Genomic DNA, 17,599 nt, shown 5'->3' on the forward strand with positions numbered 1-17,599 from the left:
AACTACGCTTCGCGCCCATACTTAATCGATGCCAATGCGCTCAGGCCCTCACCCCAGCACCGCCTTAGCGACCGTACGACCTCACCCCAGCACCGCCTCGACGACCGTACGACCTCACCCCAGCACCGCCTCGACGACCGTACGACCTCACCCCAGCGCCGCCTCGATCACCGCGCGGGCGATCACCGCGACCGCGTCCGCCCGATCCCCCGGCCGTTCCAGCACCACCCCCACCGCCACCTCCGGCGTCTGGGCCGGCGCGAAGGCCGTGACCAGGGCGTGGTCCGCGGGCTCCCCCTCGTCCGCGGCCGTCTTGGACGCCATCCGCACCCCGGGACTCCCCGCCGCCGTGCCGCCCGGCGACGACGCCGACGTCATCATCGCCGCCAGAGAACGGGCCAGTCCGGGCGAGACGGCCCTGCGGTAAGGCGCCGGATCGGCCCGGTTGATGACCGAGCCGTCCGGCAGCCGCACCTCCTCCACCAGGTACGGCCGCATCAGCACCCCGTCGTTGGCCACCGCCGCCGACATCATGGCCACCATCAGCGGCGTCACCCGGTTCTCGTGGTGCCCGATGGCGGCCAGGGCCGTCTGGGACCGGTCGGCGGTCAGCGGATACCGGCTCGGCGTCGCGGGCAGCGGAATCCGCAGATTGCCCGCGTTGAAGCCGAACGCCTCCGCCTGATCCCGCAGCGGATCCTGCCCGAGCCGAAGCCCGATGGTGGCGAACGCCGTATCGCATGACGCCTGGAACGCGTACGCGAGCGTCGGACGCCCGCTCTCCGCGCAGCGCCCCTCCACGTACGCCGGCGCCCCGGGCAACCGCAGCCGCGCGGGCGCCTCCACCGGCGCCGACGGGCTGTACTCCCCCGACGCCAGCGCCGCCGCCGCGGTGACCAGCTTGAACGTCGACCCGGGCGGATAGACCTGGTTGAGCGCCCGGTTGAGCAGGGGCTGCGCGGGCTCCTGCCGCAACCGCCGCGCCGTCTCCGCCAGCCGGCCCCGGTCGAACGTGGCCAGCGCGTTCGGGTCATAAGTCGGATACGTGGCCAGCGCCCGCACGGCCCCCGTCGCCGGATCGAGGGCCACCACCGCCCCGGGCAACCCGGCCGACCTCAGCCCCTGGTGGGCCGCCCGCTGCACCCGGTCGCTGATCGTCAGCCGGACGTCGGCCCCCTCGATGGTCCCGCGCTGGACCAGCGACCTGAGCCTGACCTTGGGGTCGGCCCCCGACAACACCGCGTCCTGCGCGTGCTCGATGCCGGTCGCGCGGTGCAGCGCGGTGTACCCGGTGACGGCCGCGTACGGCTCACCCTGTGGATAGAGGCGCCGGTAGCGGTACGGGCCCGCGCCGGACGGGCGGCTGACGGCGAGCGGGGTGCCGTCGTAGGACAGGATGGCGCCGCGCGGATGGCCGTACCTGGCGAGCAGGGGGCGCTCGTTCCTGCGGTCGGCGTTGAGCGTGGGCGGGCCGATCGACTGGAGCAGCGTGATGTGCGTGAGCAGGACGAACAACATCGCCGCGGAGAGCCGGGCGACCCGGAGCAGCGGGACGTCGAGCAGCCGGCCCCTCGATCCAGCCATGAATCGAGATCTAGCAAGCGGGCCGCAAAGGCAGGGCTAGAGGACTCTGCGGTAGTAGGAAATCTTGGTGTGGATGTAGCGCTGGCGCGCGGCGAGGTTCTCGATCTGCGCCTGGACCTGCCGGTCGTGCTCCTCCAGGAGCTTGATGCGGTCGGGGATCGTGTGGTCGCCCGCGCGGACGAGTTCGGCGAAGCGCAACATCGTGGCGATCGGCATGCCCGTGTCACGCAGGCAGCGGACCATGCCCAGCCAGCCGACGTCCTCCTGGCTGAACCTGCGCTGACCGGCCGCGTTCCTGTCGATGCGCTCCAGCAGGCCGATCTTCTCGTAGTAGCGCAGGGTGTCGATGCTGAAGCCCGTCTCCTCGACCACTTCGGCAGGTGTGTACACGCTCACGCGACCTCCTCCGGAGGCCGCGCGAGCGAAACACTGCTGTGTCTAATTGTTCGCTCACTGCGCTCACTCACGCTCCCAGGATTTCACCTGGAGTGGGCTCCAGGTCAAGAGGTTGACCTGGAGCCTGGTCCAGGTCTCAGCATCTGAGCCATGAACTTCGCACTCGGCACGATTCCGTTCGGCACGACCGTCGGCATGGGCGACACCTTCGCCATCCTGGACCGCTTCCGGGAGGCCGGCGGCACCATGCTCGACACGGCCGACAACTACCCCTTCTGGGTGGAGGGCAGGACCGGCGATGAGAGTGAGCTGGCCATCGGCGCGTGGCTGGCCGCCCGTGGCAACCGGGAGGAGGTCTTCATCAGCACCAAGGTCGGCGCCCGGCCCACCGTCCCCGGCGACCTCACCCTGGACTCGGCGGAGGGCCTGTCCGCCGCCGCCATCGCCACGGCGGCCGAGGGCAGCCTCAAGAGATTGGGGACGGACTACATAGATGTGTATTGGGCGCACATCGAGGACCGTTCCGTACCGATTGAGGAGACTTTGGGGGCGTTCAACGAGCTGGCGGAGGCAGGCAAGATCCGCGCGCTCGGCGCCAGCAATGTGGCCACCTGGCGGCTTGACCGGGCCAGGACCATCGCGGCGGCGCGCGGCTGGATGCCCTACACCTTCGTGCAGCTCCGTCACACCTACCTGCGTCCGCGCCCGGACACCAGGCTCGCCGAGTCGGGGCACACGCTGGCCTCGGACGAACTGCTCGATTACCTGGCCGCCGAGCCCGGGATGACGCTGTGGGCGTACAACACGCTGATGTTCGGCGCCTACACGCGTCCCGACCGCGCGATCCCGGACATCTACGATCACCCGGGCACGACCCGGCGGCTGGCCGCCCTGCGTGAGGTCGCGGACGAGCTGGGCGTCACCCGGAACCAGGTCGTCCTGGCCTGGCTCATGGGCGACGGGATCGTGCCCATCGTGGGCGTCTCCACGATGGCGCAGCTGGAGGAGGCCATCGGCGCGGCGGACCTCAAACTGGACGCCGAGCTGCGGGCCCGCCTGGACGCCGCCTGCTGAGAGCGGGGGCGGTCAGGGCAGGTGGTCGGCCAGGTAGCGGCGGACGAGTTGCTTGCACTCGGCGATGAGGACGGGGTCGCCCTTCCTGTCGGCCCGGAAGGCGAGCTTGAGCACGGCGTCCGTCGCCTCCACCGCCACCAGCAGCGCCCGGTCGAGCCCTGGACCCGCGGGGGCGTCCAGGAGTTCGAGGGTCAGGGCGCGCAGGCGTTCGGCCACGACGACGTTGTTCTCCCGCGTCTCGTTGAGCGCCCGGCTGCTGCCCTCGACGGCCGGGCCGCCGGGGGCGGCGAGCACCTCGCCGAAGTCCACCACGGCGAATCCGGGCGTGCTGCGCTTCATGTCGACGAACTCGTCGATGGTCAGATCGACCAGGTCCGTCCAGTGCGAGACGTCCACGGTGGGGATGAGCTGGGTGATGCGCTGCAGGAACGCCTCCAGGTTGCGCCGCGCCAGCGCGCGCACCAGCCCCTGCTTGTCGTGGAAGAACTGGTAGAACGTGCCGATCGGCACCTCGGCCCGGCGCGCGACCTCTTTCGTGGTCAGCGCCTCGTAACCGACCTCGTCTAGCAGGAGCGCGCACTCGTCGAGCATCCGCTCCACCCGCACGACGCTCCGGCGTTGCGCGGGGCGGCGACGCAAGGTACTGGTCATGTTCCCATCCTGGCGCATTTCCGCGGGCCCCGAGTCATGGAATTCCACGTCGGTTAACATGAGCCTTTCTCGCATAACGGGAGGCCGGGATGTTCTTATGGGGTACGGCCACGGCGGCCTACCAGATCGAGGGCGCCACGGGCGAGGACGGCAGGGGCCCCTCCATCTGGGACACCTTCGCCCACGAGCCCGGCCGTACCAGGGACGGGCACACCGGGGACGTGGCGTGCGATCACTACCACCGCTGGCGCGAGGACGTCGCGCTCATGGCGGGGCTCGGCGTGAACGCCTACCGCTTCTCGATCGCCTGGCCGCGCGTGTTGCCCGTGGGCTCGGGCCGGGTGGATCCGCGGGGCCTGGACTTCTACGACCGGCTGGTGGACGCGCTGCTGGCGGCGGGGATCGAGCCGGTGCCGACGTTGTTCCACTGGGATCTGCCGCAGGCGCTGGAGGAGCGCGGCGGATGGCTGAACCGCGACGTCTGCCGGATCTTCGCCGACTACGCCGCCACGGTCGCCGCCCGGCTGGCCGATCGTGTCCCGTGGTGGATCACGCTGAACGAGCCGTTCGTCCACATGGCCTACGGCTACGCCATGGGCGTGCACGCCCCCGGCAGGCTGCTGATGACCGGCGCCCTGCCCGCCGCCCACCACCAGTTGCTCGCCCACGGGCTGGCCGTCCAGGCGCTGCGCGCGGCCGGCGCCCGTCAGGTGGCGCTCACCAACAACTGCACGCCGGTACGGCCCGCCTCTGACGGGGAGGCGGACCTGAAGGCGGCCGAGGCGTACGACATCCTGCACAACCGCCTGTTCAACGACCCCATACTTCTCGGGAAATATCCGGACCTGTCGGCGTATGTGCCCGAGGTGGACTTCGTCCGCGACGGAGACCTGGAGACCATCTCCGCCCCGCTGGACGCCCTCGGCGTCAACTACTACAACCCCACCCGCATCGCCGCCCCGCCACCCGGCGCCGGGCTCCCGTTCGAGGACGCGGGCATCACCGGCCACCCGGTCACCGCCTTCGGCTGGCCTGTCGTCCCCGACGGCCTGCGCGAACTGCTCACGGGCCTCAAGTCGAGGTACGGCACCGCCCTCCCGCCGATCCTGATCACCGAGAACGGCTGCTCCCAGGAGGACGCCCTCACCCCGGACGGCAGGGTCGAGGACGACGCCCGCGTCGCCTACCTCGACGGCCACCTGACCGCCATGCGGCAGGCCATGGCCGAGGGCGTGGACGTACGCGGCTACTTCGTCTGGTCGCTGCTGGACAACTTCGAGTGGGCCGAGGGCTACCACCAGCGCTTCGGCCTCGTACACGTGGACTTCGCCACCCAGCGCCGCACCCCGAAGCGCTCCTACCACTGGTACCGCGACTACCTGCGGAAGGCTCAGAACACCGACACGTGAACGTGGTCGTAGTGGTTGGCGGTGACCCCGCCGCGGTCCGACATCGGATCCCAGCCGCCGCCCGACCGGATGTCGTAGTAGCGCTGCTTCCAGATGATGTACATGACGCCGAGCCGCGAGCCGTTCTTGATCAGCCAGTCGGCCAGCGCGTCGCCGTTGGCCGCGTCGTTCCCGCCGGCCATACTGCCGCCGCCGGACATCATGAAGTCGCAGGCCCTGCCCTTGCCGTGCTCGCCCGGGTCACCGGGGCGCAGGCAGCCGACGCCGTACCGCATGGGGAAGTTCGCCATGATCTCCGCGCGGACGTTGATCATGCGCGGGGTCAGGCCCTCCGCGCCGCCCGGCTGCTGGAAGCCGTACTTCTGCAGCAGCTTCTGGATGTCGTCCTTCTTGTTCTGCAGGGTCTTGATCTCTTTGCGGAGCTTCTCGACCTTCTCGTTGGCGTTGAGCTTCGCCTCGTCGGCCTTCTCGATCAGCTTCTTGACGTTCTCGACCCGCTGCGCGCGCTCGTTGGCCATGTAGGTCATGTTGGCGGCCTGCCCCAGCATCGCGTACGGGTCGCCGTTGGGCGTGATGAGCCGGATGCCGTCGAGCGGCCCCACCATGTAGGAGGTCTGCACGATCCGGCTCACCTCCTCCTGGGCGGCCCTGAGCTGGGCCTGCAGGTTGCCGGAGTTGTCCGTGGCCTTCTTCGCCTGGATCCTGATCTCCTCCAGGCTCTGGATCTGGCCGCGGTAGAGGTCGTTCAGCCGCGCCGCCTGCTTGGTGAGTTTGCGCAGTTCGGCGGGGGAAGGGTCGGCCGCGGCCGGGGTGGGGGAAGGCAGTCCGAGCAGCCCCGAGAGAACGGCGACAAGAACGGCGAGCCGCCAGATTCTCACACCCGTCCCCTCCCTCATAGACGGTCCGAAACTATAGAAGATGATCTTGATCTCTGTCATCCGAATGACCGAACTGCTGCACCTTTGGAGGTGTTTTCAGGCTTTTGTCCGGTTTGAGGGCCGACGGAAAGTTGGGTCTTGTCTAGATCGCTCCAAACGTCTGAGATGGCGATCGATTCCGTCTCTGCGAAGGGGCAGACCGTGTCTCGATCCTTTGTCCTCACCACCGCCGTCATCCTCGGCTTATGCACCTCCATCGTGGCGACGCCCGCCGTGGCGTCCGTGGATCCGCTGCCACCCGCCGACCGCATCGAGTTGTACCAGCTCGACAGCCCGCCGGGCACCGCCCAGGCGCTCAGGGAGAAGGGCTTCGACGTCGTCAGGCAGGAGTCCAAGGGCGACAAGGAACACATCGAACTGACCGCCGACCGGCCGGACCTCGCCGCCCTGGCCAAGCTGGGCCACCGGCCCCAGGTCGTACGCAATCCGCAGGGCCAGTCCCAGCTGGAGGCCGCCAAGGCGCAGGCGGCCGCCGGCTACACCGTCTTCAAGTCCTATTCCGAGCCCGGCGGCATCGCCGACCAGCTCAGGGCGATCGCCCGCGACCACAGGGACGTCGTCAAGCTGCAGTCGATCGGCAAGAGCCTGCGCGGCCAGGACATCCTGGCCGCCAAGGTCACCACCGGCGCCCGGCTGCTGCCCGACGGCGTCAAGCCTTCGACGCTCTTCTCCGCCACCCAGCACGCCCGCGAGTGGATCTCCACCGAGGTGGACATGCGGCTGCTGAAGCACGTGGTCGCGAACAAGCGCTCGCTGCGGGACCTGCTGAACAGGACCGAGCTGTGGTTCGTGCCGGTGGCCAACCCCGACGGCTACGACTTCACCTTCACCGACGGCAACCGCCTGTGGCGCAAGAACCTGCGTGACAACAACGGCGACGGCCGGATCACCGGCGGCGACGGCGTGGACCCGAACCGGAACTTCCCCACGAACTTCCACTACGACGAGGAAGGCTCCTCCAGCATCCCCAGCAGCGAGACCTACCGCGGCACCGGCCCGGCCAGCGAGCCGGAGACCAGGGCCATGGACGGCCTGCTGCGGCGCGTCGGCTTCGAGACGCAGCTCAACTACCACTCCTACGGCCCGCTGCTGCTCTACCCGATCGGCTGGCAGATCGCCACGGAGACCGCCGACAACCCGATCTACGAGGCCCTCACCGGCGACGACGCCAACCCGGCGGTGCCCGGCTTCGACCCCGACCTCGGCGCCGAGTTGTACACCACCAACGGCGACACCAACGACCACGCCCACTCCCGGTACGGCACGCTGTCGTGGACGCCCGAGCTCAACGAGGGCTGCGACGGTTGCGGCTTCGTCTTCCCCGACAACGAGGCGCTGGTCCAGGAGGAGTTCGAGAAGAACCTGCCGTTCGCGCTCGACGTGGCCAAGTCGGCCGCCAACCCGGTCGAGCCGGTCAGCCACCTGGGCAACAGGACGCCCGACTTCGTGATCGACCCGTTCGAGGTCAGCCACGGCAGGGACCAGGTCGTCCAGGTCAACGCCAAGCGCAGGCTCGGTCCGGTGTTCCTGAACTACCAGGTCAACGGGGGCCGTACGAAGACGGCACTGACGAGGGAGTGGAAGGGCGGCGAGCGCTACGGCAAGGGCTACGACCGCTACTACCACCGGCTGCGCGGCAAGATCACCGGCACCAAGCCGGGTGACAAGGTCAAGGTCTGGTTCAGCTCGATCGGCAGGAAGAGCGCCGACTTCACCTACACCGTCGCCACCGACATCGGCGGCAAGGTGCTGGTGCTGGCCACGGAGGACGTCACCGGCCTGAGCCCCGCGCAGGGCGTGACCGAGGCCAAGTACGCCGACGAGTACGCCGCCGCCCTGCGGTCCTCCGGCTACACCTCCGACGTGTACGACATGGACAAGGCAGGCCGCAAGGCCCCGCACCCGCTGGGCGTGCTCAGCCACTACAAGGCGGTGGTCTGGGAGACCGGCGACGACGTCATCCCCAGGTCGCAGGGCCAGGTGCCGGGCACCACCTCCAAGGGCGGCGTGGACACCGAACTCGCGGTGCGCGACTACCTGAACGAGGGCGGCAAGCTGCTGCACGCCGGCAAGTACCCGTCGTACGCGGCCAACTTCAACGGCTCCTACTACTACGAGCCCGACCAGCCGCAGAACCCCGAGTGCACGGTGGACGACGACCCGCCCTGCATCCCGGTGTTCAACGACTTCCAGCAGTACTACCTGGGCGCGTACGTCTTCTTCGACAACGCCGGCACCGACCAGAGCACCCAGCAGCCGTTCGCGCTGCAGGGCAACGGCGGCGCGTTCGACGGCTTCAACGCCACGATCGAGCCCAGCCACACGCAGTCGTTCGTGGCCACCTCGGCCATCCTGCCCGCCGCGGACTTCCCCCGCTTCGCCAGCTCGGCCCAGGTCAAGTGGGTACGCCCGGGAGGCCCGTTCGACCCGCACACCGGTTCCTGGGACGTCTACAGCGGCATCGCCGACGTCTCGTGGAAGCGGCTGACCAAGACCATCGACCTGACCGGCAAATCCAGCGGCGACCTGTCGTTCTGGACGTCGTACGACACCGAACTGCACTGGGACCACCTGACGGTCGAGGCGCGCACGGCGGGCGGCGACGACTGGACCACGCTGCCGGACGCCAACGGGCACACCACCCAGGAGACCGGTGACAGCTGCCTGGTGGAGAACAGCGGCGGCTGGCGCGTGATCCACCCGTTCACCCAGCGCTACCAGGGCGTCAACTGCGAGCCGACCGGCACCTCCGGCGCGTGGCACGCGGCCTCGGGCAACTCCGGCGGCTGGCAGCAGTGGAAGATCGACCTGACCCCGTACGCGGGCAAGCAGGTCGAGATCTCCATCTCCTACATCAGCGACTGGGCCACCCAGGGCGCGGGCGTCTTCCTCGACGACGCCACCGTCACCCTGGACGGCGCGGTGAGCGAGACGACCTCGTTCGAGACGGACCTGGGCGGCTGGGCCGTCGGCGCGCAGCCCGAGGGCAGCTCGCCGTCGATCAACAACTGGTTCCGCACGGACCAGGTCTTCGAGGAGGGCGGCGGCATCGTCACCGAGGACACCGTCTACCTCGGCTTCGGCGTCGAGACCGTGGCCGATCAGAGCGCACGCGACGATCTGGTCAAGCGCTCCATGCGGCACCTGCTCGGCAATCCTCGCTGACGTCTGACCGAGGGGTGCGGCGCGCGACGCCGCACCCCTCTTGCGTGCCCGGACAGAACATGATTCGGTCACCTTGAGGCACACCGATAGCAAGCAAGCATTCGGTCAAGCGAGGAGCTCACGACATGCGCCAGCACGACAAGCTGTTCATCGGGGGCGAATGGGTGGCCCCAGCGGGCACCGGCACCATAGACGTCATCTCCCCGCACACCGAGGAGATCGTCGGCCGCGTGCCCGACGGCACGCCCGAGGACATGAACCGCGCGGTCGCGGCGGCCAGGGAGGCGTTCGACCACGGGCCGTGGCCGCGGATGACGTTCGCCGAGCGGGCCGCGGTGATCGGCAGGCTGGCCGAGATCTACAACGAGCGACAGGCCGAGATGGCCCAGCTCATCACCGAGGAGATGGGCTCGCCGATCAGCTTCTCCAACCTCGCGCAGGCGCCCCAGCCGCTCGGCATGTTGCAGTACTACGCCGAACTGGGCAAGACGTTCGCGCAGGAGGAGCAGCGGCCGGGGCTGTTCGGCCCGATCACCGTGCGCAGGGAGCCGGTGGGCGTGGTCGCGGCCGTGGTGCCGTGGAACGTGCCGCAGTTCGTGACCATGACCAAACTCGCGCCCGCGCTGCTGGCCGGCTGCACGATGGTGCTCAAGCCGGCCCCCGAGACGCCGCTGGACGCCTACCTGCTGGCCGACTGGGCCGCCGAGGCCGGCGTGCCGAGGGGCGTGCTGAACATCGTGGTCGCGGGCCGCGAGGTGGGCGAGCACCTGATCTCGCACCCGGGCGTGGACAAGGTGGCCTTCACCGGCTCGACCGCGGCGGGCCGGCGCATCGGCGCGATCTGCGGCGAGCAGCTCAAGCGGGTCAGCCTGGAGCTGGGCGGCAAGTCGGCCGCGATCATCCTGGACGACGCCGACCTGGCCGCCAGCATGGGCTTCCTGTCCATGGCCTCCCTCATGAACAACGGCCAGGCGTGCGTCGCCCAGACCCGCATCCTGGCCTCCCGCCACCGCTACGACGAGGTCGTGGACGCGATCGCGGGCATGGTCGGCGCCCAGCCCGTCGGCGACCCCGCCGACCCCTCGACCGGCATCGGCCCGCTGGTGGCCAAGCGGCAGCAGGACCGGGTGGAGGGCTACATCAGGCTCGGCATCGACGAGGGCGCCAAGGTCGTGGTCGGCGGCCTTGACCGGCCCTACGACAAGGGCTGGTACGTCTCGCCCACCGTCTTCGCGGGCGTCAGCAACGACATGCGCATCGCCCGTGAGGAGATCTTCGGGCCCGTGCTGGCGGTGATCCCGTACGAGGACGAGGCCGACGCCGTACGCATCGCCAACGACAGCGACTACGGCCTGGCCGGCACGGTGTGGACGGCCGACACCGAACACGGCATGGACGTGGCCCGCCAGGTGCGTACCGGGACGTACGGCGTGAACTGCTTCATGCTGGAGACCGGCGCGCCCTTCGGCGGCTACAAGGCCAGCGGCATCGGCCGCGAGCTGGGCCCCGAGGGCCTGAACAGCTACCTGGAGTACAAGACGATCGCCCGCCTCGGCTGAGCCCATCTCGGCTTCGACTGAGACCGTCCTGGCTGAGACCGTCCTGGCTGAGGCCGCACGTGAAAAGGGCCCCGCGTCGCGAGGCCCTTTTCCCTGCGTGGGCGGCCACCCAGCGCGCCCCCGCGACGCTGGGCGGCGAAACCACCCGGAAAGCCGCCGAAAACCGCCACCCACAGAAAATCACGACACTGTGGGCAACCGCCCGGTTACTACTGCAGTATCTCCTACGTCCACCGCAGCGTCGGTTTCCTTCCCTGCGGACTTTCTCCCGGTGGATTCTTTCCTTCCGCCCTAGGTAGACGTGTTTCACTCACGAAAAGTTCGAAGAGATCCACTTGCCGATTCTGCGGATGAGTTCGGGGGTCGCCGCGGACTCCGCGTGGCCGTACCCCGGCTCGATCCAGAGCTCCTTCGGCTCCCGCGCGCCGTCGTAGAGTTGCCGCGCGTGATCGAGCGGGAAGAAGGTGTCCGCGTCCCCGTGCACGATCAGCAGCGGCACGGGCGAGATGAGCCCGGCGGCCTCGTGCGGCGGCATCGGGATCGGGTCCCACTGGGCGCGCGCGATCCTCGTGCGCTTGGCCACCCGCGCCGCCCACCGGCCCAGCGGCCGCTCGATGGCCCAGTGCACCTGGCGCATCGGCCTGGTGCCCCGGTAGTACCAGCGGGCCGGGCCGCTCACCGCCACCACCGCGTCCACCCCGCCACGCAGCCCCGCGTGCCGGACGGCCACCGACGCCCCCATGGAGAAGCCCACGACCGCGATCTTGGAATAGCCGACCACGCGGGCGTGCCTGATCGCGGCCTCCAGGTCGAAGACCTCCCGGTCGCCCACCGTCGTCTCGCCGCCGGAGCGCCCATGACCGCGGAAGTCGAACGCGATCACCCCGCCGTACCCGCTCAGCACGTGCGCGATGCGGCGGGCGGTGCGGTCCCGCCACGAGCCGGTGAAACCGTGCGCCAGCACGATCCCCACATCCGACGAGTGGGGCGAGCGGGTGTGCGCGGCGTCGATGCGGACCCCGTCCTCGGTTCTGAGCATGACGGGGAAATGCGGCGCGTAAGGCATGGAACAGAGGTTATGTCCGCTGAACGTCGATCCCGCGCTCGGCCGCCCACACCGCGATCTGCGAGCGGGCGTCGAAGCCCAGTTTGTCCATGATGTTGGCGATGTGCCTGGCCACGGTTGCGGGGCTGATCACCAACTCCCCCGCGATGGCCCGGTTCGTCAGGCCGCGGGTGAGCAACGCGGCGATCTCGCGCTCCCTGGCGGTCAGCCCGGCCCCGCCCTCGGGCCCCCGCCCGGCCGCCCCAGACGGCCAAGCCCGTCCGGCCGCTCCTGACGGCCAAGCCCGCCCGGCCGCTCCTGACGGCCAAGCCCGCCCGTCCGCACCCGATGGCCATGCCTGCCCATCCGTCTCCTCGAACGGCCAGCCCTGCCCGTCGAGCGCGCGGACGGCCGCCTCTCCGGTCGGCTGGTTCTCGCCGTCGAGCACCCGCCCGGCCGCCTGCCCGGTCGGTTGGATCTCGCCGTCGAGCACCCGCCTGGCCGCCTCCGGCGTCCACTCCGCGCCCCTGGCCCACAACAGCCGCACCCGGCCCTCACCAAGCCGCTCGCGGGCCAGTGCCAGCAGTTCCTGCACCCGTCCCGGCGTGCCGAACTGCCCGATCGACTCGCGCAACGCGCCCGCCGCCGCCGCGGCCAGCACCGCGCCCTCCAGGTCGCCCCACGCCTGGGCCAGGGCCGACAGGGCCATGAGCGCCCGTACGATCCCCCTGCGCTGCCCGGTCTGCGTGGACAACTCCAGGCTCGCCGACACATGTCTCCTCGCGGCGGCATGGTCGCCCAGCCCGGCGGCCACCCGGCCCACCTGCGCATGGCAGCGGGCCAGCTCGACCCGGTTGTCCATGCCCTCCAGCAGCGGCAGCGCGGCGCAGTGGTGCGACATGGCCGCCTCCAGGTCGCCCGCAGCCTCGGCCACCGCGCCGAGATGGGTCAGCGCCCTGGCCTGCGTCCAGTGGTGCCCGGCCGCCCTGCCCAGCGCGAGCGCCTCCTCACCGCGGCACCGCGCCTGACGCAGCCGTCCCTCGAAGAGCGCCAGGTTGAGCTGCGCGATCCGGACCGTGGCCAGGTTGAACAGGTCGTCATGCGCGGTCGCCGCCGCCTCCAGCTCCTCCAGGTAGCCCGTCGCCCGCTCGGTCTGCCCCGTACGGAAGAACACGGTCAGCGCCACGCCGTAGGTGATGCCCAGCCAGTGTGTGTAGGGATGCCGCTTCTGCTCCGCCACGCCCTGCACGATGAGCTCCTGCGCGCGCTCCAGCTCATCACCCAGCTCCAGCCCGTACGCCAGCGCCCCCTTGGCCACCGCCAGGAGGTCGGCGGGCACCTCGGACACGTCCAGCGCCAGCAGCCGCTCATGCCATCCGACGCTCTCCCTCAGGTCGCCGCGGACGGCCAGGATCGCCAGCGCCGCACGGGCCAGGCGCAGCCCGAGCACCGGCTCGCGCGCCCGCACCGCCCACTCGATCGCGATCCCGCAGTCGTCGAGCAGCTCACGACCCCTGCTGAAGTACGCGAACCGCTCCGGCCACGGCATCCGCCGATCGAGCGAGCCGCCCTCGTAACAGCGCTCCACCTCCTCGCAGAACACCCGCAGGTGCCGGCCGCGCAGCCGCTCCACCTCGCCCACCTCGGCCAGCCGGTCGGCGGCGTACTGGCGGATGGTCTCCAGCAGGTGGTAGCGCCCCGACGCGCCCTGGTGCAGCACCAGCGACTTGTCCACCAGGCCGCCCAGCAGGTCGAGCACCTCACCCCTGCGCAGGATCCCGCCGTCGGCGCACACCCGCTCGGCCAGCGTGAGGTCGAACAACCCCGCGAACACCGCCAGCCTGCGCAGCAGCACCCGCTCCTTCGGCTTGAGCAGGTCGTGGCTCCACTCCACGGTGGCCAGCAGCGTGCTCTGCCGGTCGGGCGCCGTACGGTGGCCGGTGGTGAGCAGGGTGAACCGGTCGCCGAGCCGGTCGGCGATGCGCCCCGGGCTCAGCAGACTCGTACGGGCCGCCGCCAGCTCCAGCGCCAGCGGCAGGCCGTCGAGCGCGCGGCACAGGCGTACGACGTCGTCCATGCTCTCCGACACCCCGCGCGCCCCCGCCGCCAGCGCCCGCTCCACGAACAGCAGCACGGACTCGGCGTCGGGATGGTGGTCGTCGGGCAGCTCCAGCGGCGGCACGCGCCAGATCAGCTCGCCCTGGATGCGCAGCGGCTCCCTGCTGGTGAGCAGGAACCTCAGCTCGGGGCACTCGGCGATCAGCTCCGACACCAGCTCGGCGCAGGACTCGACCAGGTGCTCGCAGTTGTCCAGCACGATCAGCGCGCCGGCGTCGCGCAGGCGCACCAGCAGGCCGTCGAGCAGCCGGCCCGGGATCTCGTCGCGCACTCCGAGCACCCCGGCGATCTCGCTCACCACGAGCGCCGGACTGCCGACGCGGGCCAGCTCCACCAGCCACACGCCGTCGGCGAACCAGGGCAGCGCCTGCTCGGCCACCCGCAGCGCCAGCCGGGTCTTGCCGATGCCGCCCACGCCACTCAGCGTGACCAGGCGTTCCTCACGGACGAGCGCGCCCAGCTCCACCACGTCACGCGCGCGTCCGATGAAGCGGTTGGGCTCTACGGGCAGGTTGTGCGGAGCACGAGGGGTCATGTCGTCCAGGCCTGGGCGGTCACGGGAGGCTCACCTTCGCGCCAAGTCTCCCCCTACGCGGGGCCCGATGCGATCACTTTGCGTACATAGTTAACGACTGGTTGGACACGAATGTGCAGCGCTCAGGTCTGCGACGCTCATGATGATCCGTACCCGGGACTCGTCGGCCGCCTCCAGAGCCGGCCGGACGTTGGAGATCATCACCCGGGCCGCGCTCTCCTGGATGCGATCCCGCAGCGTGGCCGCGTCCAGATCGACGGGCAGCGGCCAGACGACTCCGCCGGCGGCGATCACCGCGTGGGTCGCCACCAGCAGGTCGGGCCCCACGGGCAGGCAGATGAGCACGGTGTCCCCAGCGCGCACTCCTCTGCGCCGCAGCTGGACGGCCGCGACCGCGGACCTCTCGTCCAGCTGCTCCTCGGTGAGCTTCAGGCCGGTGCCCGAGTCCACCATCACGATGCGCTCATCCATGTGGCCCACCGTAGGGAGGGCATCTCGTGCACACATGGGGCGGAATATGCAGATCCCTATGCAGAAGCGCGCGACCGCTCAGGAGGAGCCCTTGGGATGCTCGGCAGCCCACACCGCGATCTGCGCCCTGGAGGTGTAGCCGAGCTTCTCCATGATGTTGGCGATGTGCCTGGCCACCGTCGCCGGGCTGATCACCAGCTCCCCGGCGATGGCCCGGTTGGACAACCCCCGGGTGAGCAGGCCGGCGATCTCCTGCTCGCGGGCGGTCAGCAACGAGTGCCTGACCGGCTCGGCCGCCACCGGCGTGCGCTGCACGAGCCGCTCGCCCTCCAGCACGTGGCGGGCGGCGTCGTCGGGACTCATCGCCCTGCCACGCGACCACAACGAGGTGGTACGGCCGTCGCCCAGCTTGGTGCGGGCCCGGCCGAGCAACTCCTCGATCCTGACCGTGGCCGCGTGTTGCCCGATCGACTCGCGCAGACCGGACGCCGCCGCCGCCGCCAGCACCGCGCCGTCCAGGTCGCCTTCGTACTCGGCCAGCACCGACAGCCCCACCAGACAGCGGGCCACGCCCTGGCGCTGCCCGGTGGCCCGCCCCAGCGCAAGGGCGGCGGCCAGCCGCTCCCGCGCGGTGCCGAACTCGTGCAACATCGCCGCCACCCGGCCGATCCTGGCCAGGCAGCGCGCCAGTTCGGTATCGCTGCCCACCTCACGCAGCCAGGGGACGGCCAGCTCGTACTGGGCCTTGGCGGTCACCAGGTCGCCGCGGGCCTCGGCCACCGCGCCGAGCTGCCCGGCCGTCCTGGCCATCAGCCAGCGGTGACCGTGCTCGCGGGCCCGCGCCAGCGCCTCCTCGCCGTGCCGCTGCGCCTCGCGCAGCCGGCCCCTGGTCAGCGCCACCGCCGACAACCCGAGCAGCCCGGCCGTCTGGTTCCAGGTGTCGCCGGAGCCGGTGGCCAGCGCCAGGCCCTCCTCCGCGTGGTGCAGAGCGTCGTCGGCGCGGCCCATCCGCAGCAGCACGACCACCATCAGGCTGTGCATGACGCAGCGCGGGAACACCTCCTCCGGCGCCATCCCCGCCAGGCTCTGCCCGGCCGCCTCCAGCGACCTGCCCAGCTCGTCCCTCGCCTCCAGGCCATAGGCCAGGTACGCCTTGGCGTGCGCGACCTGGGTGGCGGGAACCCCGTCTCGGTCGAGCGAGAGCAGCCGCTCCACCCAGCCGACGATCTCCGTCAGGCTGCCCCCCATGGGCAGCAGCCCCGTGCTGGTCGTGCACAGCCGAAGGCCCAGGACCACGTTGCCGGACTCGGCCGCCCAGTCGAGCGCCACCCGCTGGTCGGCGACCAGGTCACGGCTGGCGATCAGCGCCTTCAGCCGTACCGGCCAGGGCGTGGCGGGCTGCACCATCTCGGTCGCGAAGTGGCGCTCCTGCAGCTCGCAGAGCACGTTGAGGTGCCGCTCGCGCAGGACCTCCCGCTCGCCGGCCTGGTCGAGGCGCTCGATCGCGTACCGCTTGATGGTCTCCAGCAGCCAGTAGCGCCTGCGGCCCTCGTCGCACAACACCAGCGACTTGTCCACCAGGCCGCCGAGCAGGTCGACGATCTCGCCCGGGGCGATGGGACGTTCGGCGCAGGTCTGCTCGGCCAGGTCGAGGTCGAAATCACCGGCGAACACCGACAACCGGCGCAACAGAATCTGCTCCTTGGCCGAGAGCAGGTCGTAACTCCACTCGACGGCCGCCAGCAGCGTGCGCTGCCTGGCCGGGGCGGTGCGCCCGCCGGTGGTGAGCAGGGAGAAGCGGTCGTCTATCCGGTCGGCGATCTGCCCGGGACTGAGCAGGCTGGTACGGGCGGCGGCCAGCTCCAGCGCCAGCGGCAACCCGTCGAGCGCCCGGCACAGGCGCACCACGTCACCCAGGCTCTCCGGCCCCAGCCTGGTCCCCGCCGCGGCCGCCCGATCCATGAACAACTGCACCGCCTCGGAGCCGGCACCGGCGTCGGCCAGGTCGGGAGCGCCATCGCTGGGGGCCGCTCCTCCTGGCGCTCCTCCTGGCGCTTCTCCTGGCGCTTCTGCTGGCGCTTCTCCTGGCGAGCGGGGAGCTTCTCCGGGCGAGCCGGGGACGGTCTTGCCGGGCAGGAGGTCGGGCAGGTCGAGTGGTGGCACCCGCCAGATCAGCTCACTGGCGATGCGCAGCGGCTCCCTGCTGGTGGCCAGCACGCGCAGTGACGGGCAGGTCGCGACCAGCGCGGCGGTGATCTCGGCGCACCTGTCGACCAGATGCTCGCAGTTGTCCAGCAGCAGCAGGCAGGACTGGTCGCGCAGGCGGGCCGCCACGGTGTCGAGCAGCGGCCGGCCGGCCTCCTCACGCACGCCGAGCACGCGCGCGATCTCCTGCTCGACCAGCTCGGGACGGCCGAGCCTGGCCAGCTCCACCAGCCAGACGCCATCGGGATAGGCCGGCACCAGCCCGATGGCCACCTTCATGGCCAGCCGGGTCTTGCCGATGCCGCCCACCCCGCACAACGTCACCACACGCGTCTCGCCGAACAGGTCGTGCAGGTCGTCGAGGTCACGCTCGCGACCCACGAACCGGTTGGGCTCTGCCGGAAGGTTGTGCCGGGGGGATGTTGGCATGTGCTCACCCTGCGTCGCGG

The 17,599-nt window shown here is 70.6% G+C and carries 12 protein-coding genes; 4 read left to right on the forward strand and 8 right to left on the reverse strand.

Annotation, left to right across the window (positions count from 1 at the left end):
* Positions 1–147: 147 nt before the first annotated feature.
* Both AB0I81_RS19450 and AB0I81_RS19455 read right to left on the reverse strand, forming a co-directional pair.
* Positions 148–1,584, reverse strand: a complete 1,437-nt coding sequence (locus AB0I81_RS19450) for a penicillin-binding transpeptidase domain-containing protein (protein WP_360658351.1) — start codon at positions 1,582–1,584, stop codon at positions 148–150.
* Between the two features lie 36 nt (positions 1,585–1,620).
* The gene (locus AB0I81_RS19455) at positions 1,621–1,980 is read right to left on the reverse strand and encodes a MerR family transcriptional regulator (protein ID WP_360658353.1); all 360 of its coding nucleotides are present in this window, start codon (positions 1,978–1,980) and stop codon (positions 1,621–1,623) included.
* A gap of 150 nt (positions 1,981–2,130) precedes the next feature.
* On the opposite strand from AB0I81_RS19455, the gene AB0I81_RS19460 reads away from it, so the two are divergent.
* Positions 2,131–3,054 carry an aldo/keto reductase gene (locus tag AB0I81_RS19460; RefSeq protein ID WP_360658355.1) on the forward strand — a complete coding sequence of 308 codons (924 nt, stop codon included), beginning with the start codon at positions 2,131–2,133 and terminating at the stop codon, positions 3,052–3,054.
* 12 nt (positions 3,055–3,066) lie between these two features.
* On the opposite strand, the gene AB0I81_RS19465 is transcribed toward AB0I81_RS19460, so the two are convergent.
* Positions 3,067–3,705, reverse strand: coding sequence for a TetR/AcrR family transcriptional regulator (locus tag AB0I81_RS19465; protein WP_360658357.1), 639 nt, complete (start codon positions 3,703–3,705; stop codon positions 3,067–3,069).
* 89 nt (positions 3,706–3,794) lie between these two features.
* Between AB0I81_RS19465 and AB0I81_RS19470 the strand changes: the two genes are divergently transcribed.
* Positions 3,795–5,114 (forward strand): GH1 family beta-glucosidase, encoded by a 1,320-nt coding sequence (locus tag AB0I81_RS19470; RefSeq protein WP_360658359.1) that lies wholly within the window; start codon positions 3,795–3,797, stop codon positions 5,112–5,114.
* On the opposite strand, the gene AB0I81_RS19475 is transcribed toward AB0I81_RS19470, so the two are convergent.
* On the reverse strand, positions 5,096–5,992 hold the full coding sequence (locus tag AB0I81_RS19475) for a hypothetical protein (protein WP_360658361.1): 897 nt from the start codon (positions 5,990–5,992) through the stop codon (positions 5,096–5,098). The two genes, AB0I81_RS19470 and AB0I81_RS19475, sit on opposite strands and share 19 nt — an antisense overlap.
* A gap of 201 nt (positions 5,993–6,193) precedes the next feature.
* On the opposite strand from AB0I81_RS19475, the gene AB0I81_RS19480 reads away from it, so the two are divergent.
* On the forward strand, positions 6,194–9,217 hold the full coding sequence (locus AB0I81_RS19480; RefSeq protein WP_360658363.1) for a M14 family zinc carboxypeptidase: 3,024 nt from the start codon (positions 6,194–6,196) through the stop codon (positions 9,215–9,217).
* Positions 9,218–9,342: 125 nt separating this feature from the next.
* Positions 9,343–10,776 (forward strand): aldehyde dehydrogenase, encoded by a 1,434-nt coding sequence (locus AB0I81_RS19485; RefSeq protein ID WP_360658365.1) that lies wholly within the window; start codon positions 9,343–9,345, stop codon positions 10,774–10,776.
* Positions 10,777–11,086: 310 nt separating this feature from the next.
* Here AB0I81_RS19485 and AB0I81_RS19490 read toward each other — a convergent pair whose 3' ends face one another.
* From AB0I81_RS19490 to AB0I81_RS19505, 4 genes are all read right to left on the reverse strand, one after another.
* Positions 11,087–11,842: an alpha/beta fold hydrolase gene (locus tag AB0I81_RS19490; RefSeq protein ID WP_360658367.1), complete on the reverse strand. Its 756-nt coding sequence runs from the start codon at positions 11,840–11,842 to the stop codon at positions 11,087–11,089.
* 10 nt (positions 11,843–11,852) lie between these two features.
* Entirely contained in the window at positions 11,853–14,474 is a 2,622-nt protein-coding gene (locus AB0I81_RS19495) for a LuxR C-terminal-related transcriptional regulator (protein ID WP_360658369.1), read from the reverse strand.
* Between the two features lie 90 nt (positions 14,475–14,564).
* Complete coding sequence (locus AB0I81_RS19500; protein ID WP_360658371.1) at positions 14,565–14,945, reverse strand: AMP-binding protein; 381 nt, start codon at positions 14,943–14,945, stop codon at positions 14,565–14,567.
* 78 nt (positions 14,946–15,023) lie between these two features.
* Positions 15,024–17,579, reverse strand: a complete 2,556-nt coding sequence (locus tag AB0I81_RS19505) for a LuxR C-terminal-related transcriptional regulator (RefSeq protein ID WP_360658373.1) — start codon at positions 17,577–17,579, stop codon at positions 15,024–15,026.
* Between the last annotated feature and the right edge of the window lie 20 nt (positions 17,580–17,599).

Source organism: Nonomuraea sp. NPDC050404, from assembly GCF_040655495.1.
Lineage (GTDB): Bacteria > Actinomycetota > Actinomycetes > Streptosporangiales > Streptosporangiaceae > Nonomuraea.